Annotated in this window: 16 protein-coding genes and 1 pseudogene; all 17 read right to left on the bottom strand. The window is 70.9% G+C overall.

The features are described from left to right. A pseudogene (locus D7X55_RS18385) lies at positions 1-145 on the bottom strand (prepilin peptidase); the annotation flags it as partial. A 112-nt stretch (positions 146-257) separates the two neighbouring features. After that, a complete protein-coding gene (locus D7X55_RS18380; RefSeq protein WP_121723762.1) occupies positions 258-1,112 on the bottom strand; it encodes an FHA domain-containing protein in 855 nt (284 codons plus the stop codon). A gap of 63 nt (positions 1,113-1,175) precedes the next feature. Continuing rightward, on the bottom strand, positions 1,176-3,326 hold the full coding sequence (locus D7X55_RS18375; RefSeq protein WP_121723761.1) for a hypothetical protein: 2,151 nt from the start codon (positions 3,324-3,326) through the stop codon (positions 1,176-1,178). Between the two features lie 2 nt (positions 3,327-3,328). Next, positions 3,329-4,858 (bottom strand): YncE family protein, encoded by a 1,530-nt coding sequence (locus tag D7X55_RS18370; RefSeq protein WP_121723760.1) that lies wholly within the window; start codon positions 4,856-4,858, stop codon positions 3,329-3,331. A gap of 155 nt (positions 4,859-5,013) precedes the next feature. After that, entirely contained in the window at positions 5,014-7,113 is a 2,100-nt protein-coding gene (gene glyS, locus D7X55_RS18365; protein WP_120549794.1) for a glycine--tRNA ligase subunit beta, read from the bottom strand. After that, positions 7,103-8,095, bottom strand: a complete 993-nt coding sequence (gene glyQ, locus D7X55_RS18360; RefSeq protein ID WP_120549795.1) for a glycine--tRNA ligase subunit alpha — start codon at positions 8,093-8,095, stop codon at positions 7,103-7,105. The genes glyS and glyQ overlap by 11 nt, the downstream gene beginning before the upstream one ends. Before the next feature lie 89 nt (positions 8,096-8,184). Next, on the bottom strand, positions 8,185-10,362 hold the full coding sequence (locus D7X55_RS18355; protein ID WP_407921773.1) for a protein kinase domain-containing protein: 2,178 nt from the start codon (positions 10,360-10,362) through the stop codon (positions 8,185-8,187). 185 nt (positions 10,363-10,547) lie between these two features. Beyond that, positions 10,548-11,336 (bottom strand): DNA polymerase beta superfamily protein, encoded by a 789-nt coding sequence (locus D7X55_RS18350; protein WP_199747001.1) that lies wholly within the window; start codon positions 11,334-11,336, stop codon positions 10,548-10,550. Beyond that, positions 11,333-12,622 carry a DNA polymerase beta superfamily protein gene (locus tag D7X55_RS18345; protein WP_120549797.1) on the bottom strand — a complete coding sequence of 430 codons (1,290 nt, stop codon included), beginning with the start codon at positions 12,620-12,622 and terminating at the stop codon, positions 11,333-11,335. The genes D7X55_RS18350 and D7X55_RS18345 overlap by 4 nt, the downstream gene beginning before the upstream one ends. A gap of 64 nt (positions 12,623-12,686) precedes the next feature. After that, positions 12,687-13,688, bottom strand: coding sequence for a carbohydrate kinase (locus D7X55_RS18340; protein ID WP_121723758.1), 1,002 nt, complete (start codon positions 13,686-13,688; stop codon positions 12,687-12,689). Between the two features lie 33 nt (positions 13,689-13,721). Then, positions 13,722-14,456, bottom strand: coding sequence for a DNA repair protein RecO (gene recO, locus D7X55_RS18335; protein ID WP_120549799.1), 735 nt, complete (start codon positions 14,454-14,456; stop codon positions 13,722-13,724). A gap of 9 nt (positions 14,457-14,465) precedes the next feature. Next, complete coding sequence (locus D7X55_RS18330; protein WP_120549800.1) at positions 14,466-14,852, bottom strand: RodZ family helix-turn-helix domain-containing protein; 387 nt, start codon at positions 14,850-14,852, stop codon at positions 14,466-14,468. Positions 14,853-14,873: 21 nt separating this feature from the next. Further along, positions 14,874-15,632, bottom strand: a complete 759-nt coding sequence (gene tgl, locus D7X55_RS18325) for a social motility TPR repeat lipoprotein Tgl (RefSeq protein ID WP_120549801.1) — start codon at positions 15,630-15,632, stop codon at positions 14,874-14,876. 23 nt (positions 15,633-15,655) lie between these two features. After that, positions 15,656-16,120 carry a social motility and stimulation tgl protein gene (locus D7X55_RS18320; protein WP_120549802.1) on the bottom strand — a complete coding sequence of 155 codons (465 nt, stop codon included), beginning with the start codon at positions 16,118-16,120 and terminating at the stop codon, positions 15,656-15,658. 23 nt (positions 16,121-16,143) lie between these two features. Beyond that, positions 16,144-16,734, bottom strand: a complete 591-nt coding sequence (locus D7X55_RS18315; RefSeq protein ID WP_121723757.1) for a hypothetical protein — start codon at positions 16,732-16,734, stop codon at positions 16,144-16,146. A gap of 162 nt (positions 16,735-16,896) precedes the next feature. Further along, positions 16,897-17,658 carry a lytic transglycosylase domain-containing protein gene (locus D7X55_RS18310; protein WP_120549804.1) on the bottom strand — a complete coding sequence of 254 codons (762 nt, stop codon included), beginning with the start codon at positions 17,656-17,658 and terminating at the stop codon, positions 16,897-16,899. After that, on the bottom strand, positions 17,655-18,005 hold the full coding sequence (locus tag D7X55_RS18305) for a phasin family protein (protein WP_120549805.1): 351 nt from the start codon (positions 18,003-18,005) through the stop codon (positions 17,655-17,657). Before D7X55_RS18305 ends, D7X55_RS18310 begins: the two co-directional genes overlap by 4 nt. Positions 18,006-18,164: the final 159 nt, after the last annotated feature.

Here is an 18,164-nt window from a genome sequence, read left to right as displayed (position 1 = left end):
CGGACACGCCACGCACCCCGAGCCCCAGCACGATGAGCGGATAGGTCACGGCGTTCGGGATGAGCCGGCGCAGCACGTCGGTCACCACCGAGATCACCAGGGCCACTCCCAGAATCGTCCACAGCGCGAGCTGAACAGGTGTCATTCGGCACCTGCTCCCATGGGGAGCAGGCGACCCCCATCAAACAATGGAGGCCCCAAGCCCGTCAATTCCTGAACAAGGCCATTGCACCGTGGGGCCCTGCGTCATCCCGGCGTCAGTGGATGACGAGGCGGATCTTCTCGCTGCAGATGAAGTACTCGTCCCCGTCTTCAACCTTGCGGCGCTTGATGCGCTGCTTGTTGAACCAGGTCCCGTTCGAGGAGCCGAGGTCCTCGATGTAGAAGTCGCCGCCGTCGCGGGCGATGACGGCGTGCTCGCGGGACACCTTGCCGGAGTTGATGACGAAGTCGCAGTGCTTGCCGCGTCCGATGACGTAGCGGTCCTTGACGATCTTCTCCTGCTCGCCGGACTCCGTGACGAGGTAGAGCGCGGCGCCCTCCTCCTCGTCCGGCTCCTCCATGGCCTCTTCCTCCTCGGCCTCTTCCGGAGGTTCGTCCTGCATGTCGTCGAGCGGCGGCTCCTCCTGCTCGGGCAGGGGCTCCTCCTCGTCCTCGATCATGTCGTCCGCGGAGGGCGGGGGCGGCTCGTTCTTGCCCTTGATGAGCCGCTCCAGCTCCGCGGCCGTCTCCAGGACGCGCTCGGCGACCTCGCGGCGCACCGGATCATTGTCCAGGCCGTTGGAGGACGGGCGCTCCTCGGGGGCGTTGCGGGCGGCGGGACGCGCGGCCGGCGCGGGGGCCAGCACTGGCGGACCGCCCTTGGCCGCGGCGGCCGGGGGCGCTGCGGCGGCCGCACGCGCGGCGGGCGCGGGGGACGGCACCGCCGCCACGGCGGGCTCGCCCTTCGTCTTCACGTCGATGAAGCCGTTGAGACGCGCGAACATGAACAGCGCCTGATTGATGAGCGCGTCGCGATCCGACCCCATCTGCTGGGCCATCTCTTCGTACGTCTCCCACAGGTGCTCGGCGATGCCGACCTTGCGTGCGGGACGGGAGTTCTGATCGATCATCGTTCTTGGCTCGGGAAATGCTGGACCTGGGGGACGATAACAGAGCCGGCCGGGCGCGCCCAGTTACTGGAAGGCCCGGAGGTACGTGAGGTTGGGCACGTTGTCGGTGATCTGCTCCAGGGCCACCTGGAGCACGCCGTCCGCGGAGGGATACGCGAGGAAGGCCAGGCTGGAGCCATCCACCTCCGTGGCCACCACCGAAGCAGGCAGGGTGTAGACCGCCAGGTTGCTCGTCGAGCTGGTGTCCACCCGGAAGTTGAAGCGGCGGAAGCGCGGCTGGAGGACGACCAGATAGCGGTCCCCCGGCACCAGCCGGCTCTGCGTGCCGAGCGTCGGCGTCAGGGTGAGCGTCAACGGCCCGGGCACGTATTTCGTGGGCGACCGCGGCGGGTCCAGGCCCAGGTCGAAGCCGTCCGGGTGGTAGTAGTAGTCCAGGAAGGTCGCGGCCGTGTACGGCTCGTTCACGTCCAGCCGCTGCACATAGCCGTCCGCGTTCTCGTCACCCGCGTACAGCACGTAGGGCTTCACGTTGGGGCCGGCGCGCACGGTGAAGAGCGGGTACGAGGCGCAGGGCTCGATGGCGGTGACGAGCTCCGGGTCGGACAGGTCCGGGTAGATGCGCGTGAGGCCATTGCCCTGGTCCTCCAGGCGCAGGACCGGGATGACCGCCGGGCAGGCGCCCGCGTTGTTCGCGAGCACGATGGAGTCTCCGGGCACCACCCCGCGGGCCGTCGCCAGGGTCGTCTCCACGAGCAGCGGCGGATCCTCCTGGGTCAGGTCGCGCGACAGGCCCACCAGCCCGGGCAGCACGCCCTGGTACACGAAGCGGTAGGCCCCGCCAGGCACCGTCCCGTTGCAGAGGAACGCCGTGGCGTTGGTGGCCTCCACCTGGGGGCAGCCCGGCTCCGACGCGATGATGCCCGGGAACTGGTCCGAGCGCGCCGCCTCGCTGCTGTCGCGCAGCTCCGCGGTCACCGACGCGTCCAGCGGCGTCGTGGGGGAGCTGCGGTCCAGGTTGAACTGGCGCCGCTCGTCCGCGCGGAACAGGGTGATGTCCCCGCTGGAGGACGGCACGATGCCCAGCAGCGGAACGGAGGTGAGGTACGCCACGCCGTCCGACAGGAACTCGCGGACCTCCAGGCCCGTGCGCAGCGTGAGGCCCGTGGGCAGGCCGCCCGGAGGCCGCAGGGTCAGCATGGGCGCGCCGGTGACGTCCCGGGCGAGCACCGGCGCCGCGGACGGCGCGGCCGGATCCGGCCCGTTGTCGAGCGCGATGACGCCCTCGCAGTCCAGCGTGTTGCACGTCAGCTCATCCAGCACCGCGAACACGTAGCGGCCCGCGGGCTCGGTGACCGTTTCCGACACCTTGTAGCTGGGGTGCGTGACGAGCAGCCGCGCCGGGATGTCCACCAGGTCCGTGTAGTCGGGCACCGTGAAGGGCCGCGGCCGGGGGCGCTTGTAGGGGATCTCCACGGAGGCCCCGTCCGCGGTGACGCGCACCAGCCGGCTGGTGCCGGACACGTTGCGGATGGCCACCACCAGCGAGTCCGTCACGTCGGCCCGCGCGGGCAGCGTGATCATGGACATCACCGTGTCCGCGGGCTTGAGGCAGAAGACGGGCAGCGCGGGCGGCAGCGCGGCCGCGTCGAAGCCGTCCGGTCCGGGCAGGTCCTGGCGCATCACCACCCCGCCACCGAAGGGGCCGCACAGCTGCTCGGCGGCCTCCGGGCGGGTCTGGAGCGCGTAGTACAGGACGCTCGGCGCGCCCTCCGCCACCGGGGCGTGCGCGGCGAAGGCGGTGATGAGCTGCCCGGTGGACAGGCGCGTGACCTCGGTGAGGCGCTCGCGCGCCGAGGCCACCACGGAGATGTCGCGGCCCCCGGAGCTGCGCGCGTAGATGTACGGGCCGGACACGTCGTTGCCGCTGGCGTCGTAGCCCACGTCGCGGGTGAGCGAGTCGGGCCGCGCGATGACGGGGATGGCCAGCGGCTCCAGCGGGTTGGGCGCGGGGATGAACTCGCGCGGTGAGCGCGTCAAATCCAGCACGCGCAGCTCATCCCGGTCCTGGGAGGTGACGAAGACGAGCTGGTTGGCGAGCACCACGTCGTACGTGCCGGACAGGCCGGCCGCTCCCGCCGTGGAGGTGGTGTCGGAGCAGGCGAGCGCGAAGCTCGCGCCGCTCAGCAACAGGGCAGCAAGGAAGCCGCGCTTCAAGGTCAGTTCTCCTGGCACACGCTGGTGCCCTGGTTCGGATCGCGCTGCTGCTGCGTTCCCAATTTCGCCACCACCCTCGCGTCCTGGGGACGCGCGAGGTCGGGGATGTCCACGATGGACACCTGGCCGTCACCGAAGTTGGTGACGAACAGCCGCGCCGCGTTGGTGCCGGCCGGGTTGTCCACCGTCAGCCCGAAGGCCTGCGAGGGGTTGCTGGTCTGGTTCTGGTCGTTGACGAGCGGCACCTGCGCCACGACCTGGCCAATGGCCTCGTCGTAGAGGGACAGCGCGCTGTCGCCGGTGCTCGTCACCGCGAGGATGTTGGAGTTCGCGGCGGGAGTCCCCGGCGTGCGGGAGATGAGCTGCATGTCGCTCACGCCGTCGGGCATGGGCACCGCGGAGACGACGCGGAAGAAGGGCTGGGTGGCGGCGCCGCCCGGCACAGCGTCGTACTCGAAGTCGATGGTGAGCAGCGTGTCCGGGCCGCGCGCCAGCATGTAGAGCCGCTCGCGCACGAAGTTCGGACGCGCCGCCAGCTCCTCCGCCGTCACCGGCCGGGGCACCACGCGCGCCGCGCGCGCCTCGCGGATGAAGAACACCGACTGCAGCGAGGGCTCCAGGAGCGTGCTGGGGTTGTTCTTGTCCACCAGCCGCAGCACGAAGTTGCCGCCCACCGTGCCGCTGACGCCGGCCACGAAGTTGCGGCCCGTCACGTAGAGGTAGCCCGCGCCCACCGTCACGGAGTCCGAGCCGCCGTAGGCGTAGCCCGCGGGCGACAGGGGGATGAACCCCAGCGTGTCGCGCGTGGGGTTGTCCAGCTTCACCGTGGCCAGGTAGTTCTCGAAGTTGCTGCTGGACTTCGCGGGCGAGTCCGCCGCCTCCGAGTGCGTCACGTACAGGTTGCCGCTCGCCTCATCCACCGTCACGCCAATGGGCGACGGAGCGCGAGGCAGGCCCGCGCGGCCCTCGTCACTGAGGGACGCCGGGATGTCGTCCGTGAGCGACAGCGCGCCGTTGCGGCAGTCCACGCCGCCCTGCACGCAGGTGAGCACGGGCGCGCCGTTGGACTCCAGGCTGACGTCCACCGAGTGCAGGTTGTTGCCCTCCGCGCGCGAGGGCACGAACAGGCGCGGCAACCCGGTGGCCGGGTTCACCCACATGCCCAGCTCGCCCGCGAAGCTGCGGATCTGCACCAGGGACTCGTCCGCGGACGCCAGGTCCTCGAAGGCGAGCGAGTTGTCCGGGAGCGCGCTGCCCAGGTGGGGCAGCGTGACTGTCTGCCCGTCCACCTGCGTGCTCAGCGTGTTCAGGTTCAGCGCGACCACTGAACCGGAGTCGTAGCAGTTGTCGAAGTTGGCGTTCGCGACGAACAGGTAGCCGTTGCTCGCCGCCGGGCCCCCCGCCGACGGAGGGCGCCAGAACGCCACCCCGCTGGGGTACACGAAGCGGGTGGACGGAGGCGGGTTCGGTTCGGATTCAATCGAACACGCCCCGAGGAGCAGCAGCGCGGGAGTCAGGAAGTGGAGGCGCATCAGAGGGGGGCGGAGTGTAGGAACGCGGCCCTGCCCCGGGCAACTGAATAGGGCTGTCGCTATTCCCGGCCGCCCTCCCGCCGACATCCGCCCCCGCCCGGAAGGCGTGCTCCGCTCCCCTGGAGGGGGGGCGGGCACGCTCCGGGGGTGAAGCATCAGGCCTCGGCCTGGATCTTGGAAAAGTCCGCCACCTGGTTGAACAGGGCGCCAATCTCCGTGAGGAACCGGATGCGGTTTTCCCGCAGGTCCTTGTCCTCGGCCATCACCATCACCTTGTCGAAGAAGGTGTCCACGGCGGGCTTCAGGCCGGTGATCTCCTTCAGCGCGCCGGCGAAGTCGTCCGCGCGCACGCGCTCGCCCACCTTGTCGCGCGCCTGGGTGAAGGCGGTGTGGAGGTTCTTTTCCGGCTCGTCCGTGAAGCGCTGCGGGTTGGTCTGCCCGCCGGACACGTCCTTGCCCTGCTTCTCCACGATGTTGACCACGCGCTTGAACGCCGCCGCCAGCGGCTGGAAGTCCGAGTGGCCCACGAGCACGCTCAGGGCCTCCAGGCGCTTCTTCGCCGCCACCAGGTCGTCGAAGCCGACGGCCAGCACCGCCTCCACGACGTCGGTGCGGTGCTGCTCGCCCCACAGCGCCTTGAGGCGGCCGCGGAAGAACTCCAGCACCTGCTCGCGCGGGGCCGCTTCCCCCGGCTTGCGCTTCACGTTGGCCAGCTTGGGGGCCAGCAGGCGCAGCGCCTCATCCACCGCGGCGGACAGGCTGAAGCGGTAGCCCCGCCCCAGCACGATGCGGATGATGGACAGGCACGCGCGGCGCAGCGCGAACGGATCCGCCGCGCCGGACGGCGCCTTGCCAATGGCGAAGATGCCGCACAGCGAGTCCAGCCGGTCCGCGAGGCCGATGAGCGCGCCCGCGTCCTGGGACGGCAGCGCGTCCTCGGCGCCACGGGGCAGGTAGTGCTCGAAGATGGCCAGCGCCACGGCGTCGGTCTCGCCGCCCGCCTTCGCGTACTCGCGGCCCATCACGCCCTGGAGCTCCGGGAACTCGCCCACCATGCCGGTGACGAGGTCCGCCTTGGACAGCGTGGCGGCGCGCTCCACCGTGGCCGCCTCCCCTGCCCTGCCGGTGGCCTGGGCCAGCCAGCCCGCCAGCGCGCGGAAGCGCTCCACCTTCTCCAGGTACGTGCCCAGCTGGCCCTGCCACACCACGCGGCCCAGCTTCTCCACGCGGTCCGCCAGCGGCGTGCGGCGGTCCTCGTCGAAGAAGAAGCGCCCGTCCGCGAGCCGCGCCGCCAGCACGCGCTGGTAGCCGCGCAGGGACAGCTGCTCGTCGCGCACCGGCGTGTTGGACACGGCGATGAAGCGCGGCAGGAGCTTCCCCTTCGCGTCCGTCAGGGAGAAGTAGCGCTGGTGGCTCTTCATCTCCTGCACCAGGACCTCCGGCGGCAGGTCCAGGTGGCGCTCCTCGAAGCTGCCCACCACGGGGCTCGGCAGCTCCACCAGGTTCGTCACCTGGTCCACCAGGCCCTCGTCCTCCAGCAGCCGGGCGCCCGCCGAAGCGGCGGCGGCGTTCACCTTGCGCAGCAGCTCCGCGCGGCGCTTCGCGACGTCCGCCACCACGTGCGCCTTCTCCAGCGCGGCCTCGTAGTCCGAGGGCGCCTTCAGTGTGATGGCGCCCGGCGCGAGGAAGCGGTGGCCGTAGGTCGTGCGGCCCGCCTTCACGTCGCCCAGCACCACCGGCAGCTCCGTGTCGCCCAGGAGCGCCACCAGCCACTGCACCGGGCGCGCGAAGGCCGTGTCCACGTCACCCCAGCGCATGGACTTCTTGAAGCTGATGCCGTGCACCGCCGCGTGCGCCGCGTCCTGGAGGATGGCCTCCGCCGGACGGCCCTTCTCCTCCACGCGCGCGGAGAGGTACTCGCCCTTGGCCGTGGTGGTGCGCCCGAGCGCGTCCACGGACAGCTTGAGGCTTTCGGCGAACTTCTCCGCGGCCTTGGTGGGCTTGCCCTGCGCGTCGAAGGCGGCCTTGGCGCTGGGGCCCAGCACCTCCTTCGTGATGTCCTCGCCCGCGTCCGCCACGTCGCGGACCAGGACGGCCAGCCGGCGCGGCGTGCCGAACGTGCGCACCTCGCCGTGCTTCAGGCGGGCGTCGGCCATGCGCTCGGTGAGCACGCGCTTCAGGTCCTCCATCGCGGGGATGATGAACGACGCCGGGATCTCCTCGGCACCGACCTCCAGGAGCAGATCACGCGCCACGGGACACCTCCGCCTTCTCCTTCTTCTCCACCGGCTTGTTGAGCTGCACCGTCTTCCAGTAGTCGCTGGCGGGCTTGCCCTCCAGCACCGGCGGCTGCTCGCCCACGGTCCACGGCGTCTTCGTCAGCGGGTAGCCCAGCCGCTCGCGCATCTGCAGGTAGCCCTCCGCGCACAGGCGCGCGTTGTCACGCACGCGCTTGATGAAGTTGGCGCGCTCGGTGACGGAGATGGCGCCGCGCGCGTCCAGCAGGTTGAACGTGTGCGAGCACTTCAGCGCGTAGTCATACGCGGGGATGGGCAGGTGGCGCTCGATGAGCCGCTTGCACTCCTTCTCGTACGCGTCGAACATCGAGAAGAGCATCTGCGGATCGGACTCGTGGAGGGCGTACTTGCTCATCTCCACTTCGTTCGCGTGGAACACCTCGCGGTACTTCACGCCCTTGACCCACTCGATGTCGTAGACGTTCTCCACGTTCTGCAGGTTCATCATCAGGCGCTCGAGCCCGTACGTCAGCTCCGCGGACACGGGGCGGCAATCGAAGCCGCCGCACTGCTGGAAGTAGGTGAACTGCGTCACCTCCATCCCGTCGCACCACACCTCCCAGCCCAGGCCCCAGGCGCCCAGCGTGGGGGACTCCCAGTCGTCCTCGACGAAGCGGATGTCGTGCTCCAGGGGATCCAGCCCCACCTTCCGCAGCGACTCCAGGTACAGCTCCTGGACGTTCTTGGGCGCGGGCTTGAGGATGACCTGGAACTGGTGGTGCTGGAACAGGCGGTTCGGGTTCTCACCGAACCGGCCGTCGGCGGGGCGCCGCGAGGGCTGCACGTAGGCGACATTCCAGGGCTCGGGACCGAGCGCGCGCAGGAACGTGTACGGGGCCATCGTGCCCGCGCCGACTTCCGTGTCGTACGACTGGGTGACGATGCATCCCTGGTCGGCCCAGTGCTTCTGGAGCGTGAGGATGAGGTCCTGGAAATACATGTTGGCGAGTCCTTCTCGCAGTGCGTCGAAGGCGAAGGCGGAACGCGGCGGACCCTAGTGAGGGGGTCCAGGAGCGTCAAGGACGGCAGTCAGTCCGCGTAGGCCGGGAGGTCGGCCAGTCGAATCTGCAGCTTCGTCACCTCGCCGGGACGGATGGGAGCGGACAACAGCTTGCTCGTTCCGCCGGGGTCCTGCGGGTCCACCACGCGCAGACGGTAGGTGCCCACGGGCAGCGGGAACTTCGTCAGGGGAGACGTGCCCAGCTGCGTGGCACCGTCAAAGACCGCCGCGTTCCTCGGCACCGTGTAGAGCGTCAGCCAACCCAGGCCCGCCTTCGCCGCGCCGTGCGTGGTGGAGGTGTCGAGCACCTCGGGGTTCTCTTCCTGGGTGACGGTCGTGACGGGCTCCGGGGCCCGCTCCGAGGGCTCGGGCTTCTTCGCCGGGCGCGGCTCGGCCTTCGCCACCGCGGGCGCGTCCGTCGAGGCGGCGGTCACGGTGCCGGGCTTCGGCTTGCGGCCGCCCTTGCCCGCGGGCGCCTTCTTCGTGTCGACCGGCGTGGCCTCCACCACCGGTTCAGGCGTGGGCGGCTCGGGCTCCGGGGCCTTCTCGGGCTCGGGGGACTTCTGGGCGAAGCCCGGCGGAGGCCCGGAGGGCTTCGGCGGCCACTGCCCGTTCGCGGCGGGGTCCTCGGGCGGCGGCGGATCCAGCTCCGCCTTCACCCACTGCTTCGCGGACTCGTACGCGGGCATGAACACGCGGCGCACGGGTTCGAGCGTCGCCAGGTAGCCCACGCCGCCCAGGAGGAGCAGCAGCAGGAGCCGCATGCCCCAGCCGGAGCCCTCGCGCGCGGGCGCGGCCTTGGGGGGCGGCGGCGCCTCGGCGACGTCCTCCTCCACCTGCCTCGCGGGGCGCGCGGTGCCTCGCACCGGACGGGTCCTGAAGCGCTGCGTCTGGAGTTCGCTGGGGGGATTCAGCAGCTCGCCGTCCTGCGCCTGCGCCTGGGCCTCGGCGGGCTCGGGACGGGCGGTGGGACGGGCTCGCGAGGGCCGCACGGCGTCCGCGGGAGGACGCACCACCCGGGGCGCCGGCGCCGCGTCCGGGCCCGAGGGCCGCTGGGCTCGCGGCATCACGGTCGGCGTGTTCAGGCGCGAGGCACGGGCTTCGGCGGCGTCCGTGGCGGGACGCGGGGTCGCGCGTGGGGCGGGCGCCGCGGACTCGGTCGCGGTGCGGCGGACAGGCGTGGGCTTGAAGGATGCCGCGACGTCCGCGTGCGGAGACTTCACCTGCGCGGTGGCCGCGGAGGCGGACTGATCCGTCCCCTCCTCCACCTGGAGCGCGCCGGCGGCCTCGCTGACGCGGGCATCCTCGGCGCGGCTGGCCAGCTCCAGGAGCGTGCGCGTCTTCTGGCGCTTCTCCTCGAAGAGCTCGCCCATGACGGCGGTCATCTGGTCTTCGTCGAAGACCTCGGAGCCCAGCGTGGCCTCGATGGCGCGCGCCATCTCCCGGCACGTGCCGAAGCGCTGGGTGGCATCGCGCTGCAGCGCCTTGAGCACCACCGCTTCCAGGGCCTCCGGCACGGCCGCGTTGAGCGAGCGCGGCGCGGGGATGTCCCCGTCCACGATCTGCATCATCACGGCGGCCTCGCCCGGGGCGTTGAACAGGCGCTGTCCGGCCAGCAGCTCGTGGAGCATCACGCCCGCGGAGAACTGGTCGCTGCGGCCATCCAGGTCCTTGTTGCGCACCTGCTCCGGGGACATGTAGCCGCTGGTCCCCTTCACGGTGCCCACCTGGGTGCGGCCCAGCTTGCCGCGCGCCTTGGCGATGCCGAAGTCGATCACCTTCACGACGCCGTCGTAGGTGATCATCACGTTCTTCGGGGACACGTCGCGGTGCACCACCGCCACGGGGCGGCCCGACGGATCCATGAAGTGGTGGGCGTAGTGCAGGCCCAGGCACGTGTCGCGCATCACGCGCGCGGTGAAGCCCAGCGGCAGCGCGTACTTGCGCCGCTCCGCCATCTTCACCACCTGCTCCAGGTTCTGGCCGGGCAGGAACTCCATGGCGAGGTACAGCTCGCCGTCCTCCTCGCCCAGGTCGAACACCTGTCCGATGTTCGCGTGCGAGAAGGCTGCGGTGATGCGCGCCTCGTCGAGGAACATCTTGACGAACTGGTCGTCCTTCTTGATGTCCGGGAGGATCTGCTTCACCGCCACGAACTTGCGGAAGCCACCCGGGCCGGAAGTGAAGGCGAGGAACAGCTCCGCCATCCCTCCCATCGAGAGTCGAGTGAGAATCTCGTACTTTCCGATGCGCCGCCCCCGGTCGGGATCGTCTCCGGCGCCACCCTGCATGCTCATGGCGGGGCGGATGTTACCCGCCACGCCCTCCCAGGTCGATGCTTGTCTTTCCAGCCAGGCGCCCTCCCCGCCATCCGGAGCCCGGTGAAAGCGGATTAGGCACCAAACCGCCGGCGCCGCACGTCGAGCATCCAGCCCTCCAGCGCGGCCACGGCCTCCGGTTGTGGCTCCAGAGGCAACACGGAGGCCTCATCCGCCGCGTCGAGCACCTCGAAGGCGCGCGTCACCTCCCGCCGCCACTGCTCGCCGAGTGCGTCGTCCAGCTCGATGTGCTCCCCGTTCCGCTTGCGCTCCACCAGCGCGCGGGCCTGACCAAAGCCATACGGCTCCAGGAGGACGGTGACGTCCGTCTCCACTTCGCCCGTGCGCAGCGCATGCGTCCCGGTGAGCGTGGTGCGCAGCACGTACAGCAGCTTCTTCACGGACTTGAAGCCGCTCTTCTCCCACTCGCGCAGCTGCCCGTACGCGAAGCCGCGGTAGTGCCGGTGGATGCGCCGCGACAGCGTGGCCCGCACCAACGGCCGCAGCGACTCCAGCTCCGGCAGGGCGCGCACGGTGATGGCGCCCAGCACCCGCTCGATGTAGTTGCCATTGCCCTGGAGGATGCCCAGCAGCACCGGCTGCAGCTCGTTGGACGAGTAGTCCACCTCCACACCCTCCAGCACCTCCATCCGCTCCGCCGTCACGTGCCGGGGCTGGAGTCCGAGGAGCGCGGCGGTGGGCGCGATGTGGATGCACTTGAGGTCCAGGTCGCTGTCGTGCGACGGGAAGCCGTACGCATGCGCGCCGGACAGCGAGACGACCAGGTGCTCGCGCTTGAGGGACTCGGCGTCCAGCACGCGGTCCGCCATCCGTTCCTGATGCTCCGTCACCTTGCCCTTCATTCCGTCCCTCCTTCCAGCGCCGGAGCCTCCGGCGCGTCACGGCCCAGCGGTCCGGGCGTCTTCGACACCCAGCGCCGCGCCACTTCCTCTCCCACGCGCCGCAGCAGCCGGTCCGCGCGGGCGTAGTCCGGATGCTCCGGCAACCGGCTCTCCCGGTGCGCGGCCTCCAGCGCGGGCGCCATCGCCTCGGCGTCGCGCAGCACGTCCTCCAGTGGCACCTGCCCGCCCTTGATGTCGAGCAGCCGCGCCTTCAACGCCCCCGTCGCCTCGAAGGTCGGCACGCCGTCGCGCAGCCAGCCTGTCGCCAGCGCCACCAGCCGCAGCAGGTTGTAGGCGTTCTTCGGCCGCAGCTCCCGGGCGGACGGAGGGCGCTGCCCGCCACCGCGCGCGTACGCCGAGAGCGCCGCGAAGTCGTTCGCCGCGAGCAGCCCCTGGTCCCAGAGCGAGCGGTAGAGCTGCTTGACGTACGTCTTCGCCGCGAGCACCGCGTCCTCCCGCGTGGGCGCGGCGCGAGGCGACACCGCGGCCAGGCGGCGGGCCACCTCGTCCAGGTCCGGCGTGGGCTCCTCGCACAGCCACTCGAGGAGCAGATCGCGGTGCTCCGCCAGCCGCTGGCTGCGGGTGAGCTTGTCGAGCTGGCTCATCGCATAGCGCCCGAAGCTGCCGAAGATGGCCTTGGAGACGAAGGCCTCGCGCGCCTCCAGCACCCACGTGCCCAGCTCGTCCCCCGCCGTCGCGCCGGGGACGAAGAGGGTCTCCAGCGTGTTCGGATCCGCGCGCAGCGCCTGCTCCACCGTCTTGCGGACCTCCCAGTACGTGGTGCTGCCGTCCGCGCTCACCAGGTCCTGCGGCGGCTGGGCCAGGCCCAGCGTCCACGGCAGGGGCAGCGCGAACACGCCGCGCACGTCCACGTCGGAGCGCTCATCCGCGAGCCCCCAGGCATGACTGCCCACGCGCGTCTCCAGCACCACGCACGGACGCAGCGCGCTCCAGGCCGCCTCGCGCCGCTGGGCGAACTGCACCTGTCCCGTGCGCCGGGGCACCAGCTCATCGCGCGCGAACCAGACCTCGCCCACGCCGACGATCTGCACGTCGAAGCCGCCGTCATGCGCGCGCACCACCCGGCCCACCACGCCCTGGGGGATGCGGCGGCCCCCGGAGGCCACGCGCTCCACGCGCGTCGTGACCTCGGTGCCGTGCGGCAGGGGCACCGACAGCCGGTCGATCTGCTCCAGACCCCGGACCCGCGCCGGAGCGGAAGAAGACGTCTCTCGGGTGTCACTCATCGGTCCCTCCTGGATGGAGCTGCTGGGCCACGCAGGACGCAGCGAAGCACGTGGGCCTGACCCGTCAGCGCGCGATGCGTCGCGCGGGCAACAGCCCTTCGACCTCGGAAGCCATGGGCAGCGCCGCCACCGCGCCCAGCCGCGTCACCACCCGCGCGCCCACGCCCGCCGCGAAGGTCATCAGCGCCAACAAATCCTCGCGCGTCGCCGCCTCCAGCGAGCGCGCGTCGCCAAACCAGCGCACCAGCCCGCTCAACATCGCGGACACGAAGCCATCCCCGGCGCCCGTCGTGTCCACCACCGTCACCTGGGGCGCGGGAACAGAGAGGACCTCGCCCTGCCAGAGGAACACCGCCCCGCGAAGGCCCAGCGTCACCACCGGCAGCCGCACGCCCTTCGCGGCCAGGACGTGCAGGGCCGCCTCGGGCGAGTGCTCGCCGGTCGCGAAGTGGATCTCCTCCTCGGACAGCTTCACCACCGTGCACAGCGGGAGCATGCGGCCCAGCAGGACGCGCAACTCCTCCGGCTGCGTCCACATGTGCAGCCGCAGGTTCGGATCACAACTCACCAGCATTCCGGCCTCGCGGGCCAGGGTGAGCATGCGCACCATGGCCTCGCGCGCCTCCGGCAGGAGCAGCGAGTTGGAGCCGCAGTGCAGCGCCTTCGCCCGCCGCACGAAGCCAGCGTCCACGTCCGAGCCATCCAGCAGGAACTCCGCCGAACGCGTCCGGAAGTACGTGAAGCTGCGCTCGCCGTGCGCGTCCAGCGAGACGAACAACAGCCCCGTGCGCGCGTGGTCCACCTGGCGCAGGCGGCTCACGTCCACGCCGTCCGCCGCCAGCCGGTCGCGCAGGAAGTGGCCGAACTCGTCGGAGCCCACCACGCCCACCATCGCCGAGCGCAGGCCCAGCCGAGAAAGCCCCACGGAGACGTTGGCCGGTGAGCCCCCGGGCGATGGCTTCCAGGCCTCCACGTCGCGCACGCGCGTGGCGCCACCCGCCACGGGGAGGAAGTCCACCAGCGTCTCGCCGACACACACCACGTCCAGCGGTCCGGCTTCATGCATGACGACCTCCCCCTGAGGACCGCGCGCTGCCCGTCAGTCCAGGCCCACCTGCGCCATGAACTCCACGCTCTTGAGCTTGCGGCCCAGGTGGTGCGCGATGAAGACGTTGAGCAGCCCGCGAGCCCGGGCACGCAGGTCCGCGGGCAGCGGCGTGCGCGCCCCTTCCTGGAGCGAGCGCAGGCCCGACAGCAGCGCCACCGGCACCGCCACCGAGTCCCGTGCGCGTCCGCCACACGGCTCGCACACCGCGCCCCCATGGCCCTGATCGAACCGGGGCCGCTCGCCGGGCAGGCCGCCGCAGAGCGAGCAGGAGTCGAAGCGCGGCATCAGTCCCGCCTGGGCCAGCGCCGCCAGCTCGAACGCGAGCAGCGACGTGGGGCCGGCCTCCTTCGCGTCCAGCCGGTGCAGGTAGCCCTCCACCAGCTCGAACAGCTCCGGGTGCGGCTCATGGTCGCGCGTGAGCTCGCGGCACAGCTCCACCGCGTAGAGCGCCCGGGCGATGAGCGACAGGTCCTCGCGCGCGCCATAGAAGCCCGCGACGATGTCCGCCGAGTCCAACCGCACCGTGCTGCCGCGCGTCTCCACGAGCTGCACGCGCAGCCGCATGAACGGCTCCAGCGCCCCCGCGAAGCGCCGCTTGCTCTTGCGCGCCCCCGCGGCGAACGCGGTCAGCTTGCCGTGCTCACGCGTGAGCAGCGTCACCATCCGGTCGGACTCACCGTAGTCGACCGTGGACAGCACGAACGCGTCGTCGGCGTACCGCTCCATGATCCCTCTTCAACGCGCGGCGGGGGGCGGAAGCTTCCCGGACAGCACCAGGAACAGGCCCGCGCCCAGGAGCACGACCGCCAGCAGCACGGCCAGGATGAGGTACGCCCGCTTGCGCCGCGCCTTCTCGAGCTGCGCCGGCGATGGCGCGGGCACCGCCCGGTCCACCTCCTCGTAGCGCAGCGCCGCTTCCTCCGGCGACAGGCCGATGACCTGCGCGTACGCGCGGATGTAGTTCAGCACGAACACGCGCTCGGGCAGCCGCTCCACCTGCCCCGCCTCCAGCGCCGCGACGAGGCTGGGGGGTATCTTCGTCTCCCGGGAGACGTCCTCGCGCGACAGGCCGCGCAACTCGCGCTGCTGGCTGAGGTATTTGCCGAAGTCGACGTGGTCCACGGTCTTTTCGGGGCCCCGCGGCTAGAGGTGGTCCAGCAGTGAGCGGCAGTCGTCCTTGAGGTCCTGCTCGTTGGGCTGGGCCTTGGCCTCGCAGGCCGCGAACGCCTTCTTCGCCTCGTCCGCCCGCCCGAGCTTCGCCTGACACACGCCTTCACGGCGGTAGGCGTCCGCCACGTCCGGGCACTTCTCACGGTAGTTGCCGAACTGCCGGCACGCGTCCTCCGTCTTGCCCGTCTCGTCGTAGATGATGCCCAGGTTCTTGTAGCCCAGGCAGAACTCCGGGTTGGTGGTGATGGCGGCCTTGATGTTCTGCACCGCGTTCACCGTGTCGCCCTTCTTGTACAGCGCCCAGCCCAGGTTCCCCTGCGCGGAGAAGCCGTAGCGGTACTGCATGTCGTTGAGCGACTGTTCGTAGAGCTTGATGGCCTCGTCGTAGCGTCCCTGGTCCAGGCGCAGGTTGCCCAGGTTGGTGCGCGCGTCGGAGAAGGTCGGCCGCAGCTTCAGCGCCTTCTCGTAGTGGGACGACGCCTCGTCCAGCCGCCGGAAGGACAGGTGCAGCAGGAGCGCCATCGCGTTGTGCGCCTCCGGGTTGTCCGGGTTCTGGTCCAGCGCCTTCTGGTACTCCGCGAGCGCGTCCTGCACGTGGCCGTGCTGCTGGGCCTGCACGCCCAGGTCGTAGTGGATCTCCGAGCTCCGGCGCTCATTCTCCGTGGGGACGTGCGCGCAGCCCGCCGACGCGAGCGCGAACGCGAGGAAGCAGGAGGAAGTGATGCGGGACATGGGTGCCAATCCGGGGTGGAGGGTCAGAACGCGGCCAGGAAGCGGCCCAGGGTGGTGGCGACGTTGCGCTTCTCTTCGGCGCGGGCCTTCACGGCGGGCACGAGCGTGGGCTCCCGGAAGAACACGGGCAGCGTCTTCAGCCACTCGTCCTGCTGCGCGGGGGCCGCGGCGCGCCAGTTCGCGTTGTCCATCATGAAGCCCAGCGACTCCACGAACGCGAGCGCGTCGTCCTCGTCCTCGCGCAGCTCGTCCGCGGACTGGATGCGCCGGCCGGACACGTACACCGCGCAGTCACCCGCCTCCACGAGGTACAGGTACACGAAGACGCCCGCGCCCTGCCCGCCCCGCAGCCCCACCACGAAGGCCTGCGCGGGCCCGGCCTGCTTGCCGGGAATGGCCACGTGCGGCGTGTTGAGGGACAGGTGCAGCGCGAGCACCTGGTCGCGATTCGCGGGAAGGCCCCGGTAGCGCTCGTCGATGGTGAACACCGTTGTCTCCCTTCCCGCGCACCCTAGCGGGTGGTGAGGGTGAACTCCTCGGTCGCGTCCTGCGCGTCCGCAGCCGTCTTCTGGAAGCGGATGAGGGGCGTGTCAATCATCACGTTGCCACCGCCCTCGTTGCCCTCGCCGATGATCACCTTGAAGACGTTCCCGGAGGACGTGCTGCGGCGGCTGCCCGTGCTCTGCTTGCGGGCAATCAGCGTCACCGCGTTCGCGCCGGGACGCAACTGGCTGGTGATGTCCATCACCACCTGGTCCTCGTTGTTGCGCAAACGACGCAGCCAGCGCGAGTTCACGTACACGTCGATGTCGAAGTCCGTCATGCCCGGCGTCGTCTGCTCCGTCACCAGCCAGTAGCGCTGGGTGATGCGCCCCGGCGAGGCCGCGGGCGTGGGCGTCACGGTCGTCACGCGGGCGGCATACCCCGGCGCGTCGATGTGGACGTTGCCTTCCGCGTCGATGCGGACGGTGGCCTTCTCGAAGCGCGTGTTCGTCACACCGTCGATCTTCACGCCGTTGAGGAAGACCGAACCGGCCAGGGCCAGCATGGGAACGAGCGAAGCCGCGACGGTGAGTGCAATGCGGGCGGACGGGCGGGGCATGGGGGCATTCCTCCTCAGGAATCCTCAACAGTCCCGGGAGCTTGCAAACGACTTAGCGCACCCGGGGGAGCGGGACAAGGCGGCGACGGCCCCGCTTGGAGCGCTCCGCCGCCCCGAACATTCACACCGGGGCCCCTCTTCCAGTCCGGCCGGGCCGGGAGCTCAGGGCGCCGCGGTCGGAGCCTCGTCGGGCGTCGGCGGAGGCGGCTCGCGCTGCGCCAGCGCCCAGTCCCCGCCCAGGCCATGTCCCTCGCGGAAGCGGCGGAAGTCGCGCCGCACGGCCCGGGGGTAGCGGCGGAACTTCTCCAGCTCCCCGGCCTTCATGGCGTCCCGGATGCGCGTGGGGCCCGCGTTGTAGGCCATCAGCGCCAGGTCCAGGTCGCCGCCAAAGCGGCCCTGCAGGTTGCGCAGGTAGCGGATGCCCAGGCGCACGCAGACGGCGGGGTCCGCCACCACCTCCTCGCGCGACAGCTTCAGGCCTTCCTTCTCCGCCAGGAAGTGCAGCGTGCTGGGCTTGATCTGCATCAGGCCCCGGGCGCCCTTCTCGGAGACGGACTCCTCCTCGAAGTCGGACTCCACGTCGATGAGGGCCAGCACCAGCAACGGGTCATACCCCGTGCGGCGGGACTCCTCGTCGATGGCCTGCCCCAACCGCCGGCGCAGCGTGAGCCCCAGGTCCGGGGCCCGCTTGGCCAGCACGGCGTCAATGAGCGCCGCCTCCTCGGAGACGGACTCCTGGGCCACCACCTCGGGGACCACGGACTGGGGGGCGGACTCCTCCAGGAGGGGCACCACCCGCGCGGACACCACGAGCGCCACACCCGCGAGCAGCGGGAGCCGGGAGCACCCGCTGCTCAGGGCGTGCAGCCCCGCGAAGAACCGCGTTCCCAGCGACCTGCCGCCCGAGGCGGCGGGGCCACTCACTTACGGTGCTCCAGCGCCTGGATGCGTTCGTTCAAACGCTCCAGTCGGGCACCAAACGCCTGCAGCTCCTCGCGGCGGGGCAGCTTCAAGAGCGACAGCGCCGTGCGGACCCGCTCCTCCACGTTGTGCTCCAGGTCCTTGCGGTGCCCCGTCAGCCGCTCCGCGAACTCGCGGGCCTGACGCTTCACCTCGTCCTGGCTCCAGCCCGCGACGGACGCCACGCGCTGCACGGCGCGCGAAGCCTCCTCCTCCGCCGTGTTCACCGCCAGGAGCGCCTGGCTCCAGATCCGCTCGAACGCCTCCGCCACGGAGGGCTTCTCTCGGGGGGCCTCGGTGTTGTTGTCCATGAAGTCGCTCCGGGAGTGACCCGGGCCCCTCCCCGTGGGAGGAACCCTGGGCATTCAAAGGGGTTTGCGACCTAAGCACACCCCATGGGTGATGAAAACGTTGCTCAGGCGCGCGGAGAAGACGCCGCGCCGCCCGAATTCTTGGTCGAAGGGTGGGAA

Origin of the sequence: Corallococcus sp. AB049A, from assembly GCF_003668885.1 — a bacterium.
In the GTDB taxonomy this organism is placed as follows: domain Bacteria; phylum Myxococcota; class Myxococcia; order Myxococcales; family Myxococcaceae; genus Corallococcus; species Corallococcus interemptor.
This window is presented reverse-complemented; position numbering and strand designations above follow the sequence as displayed.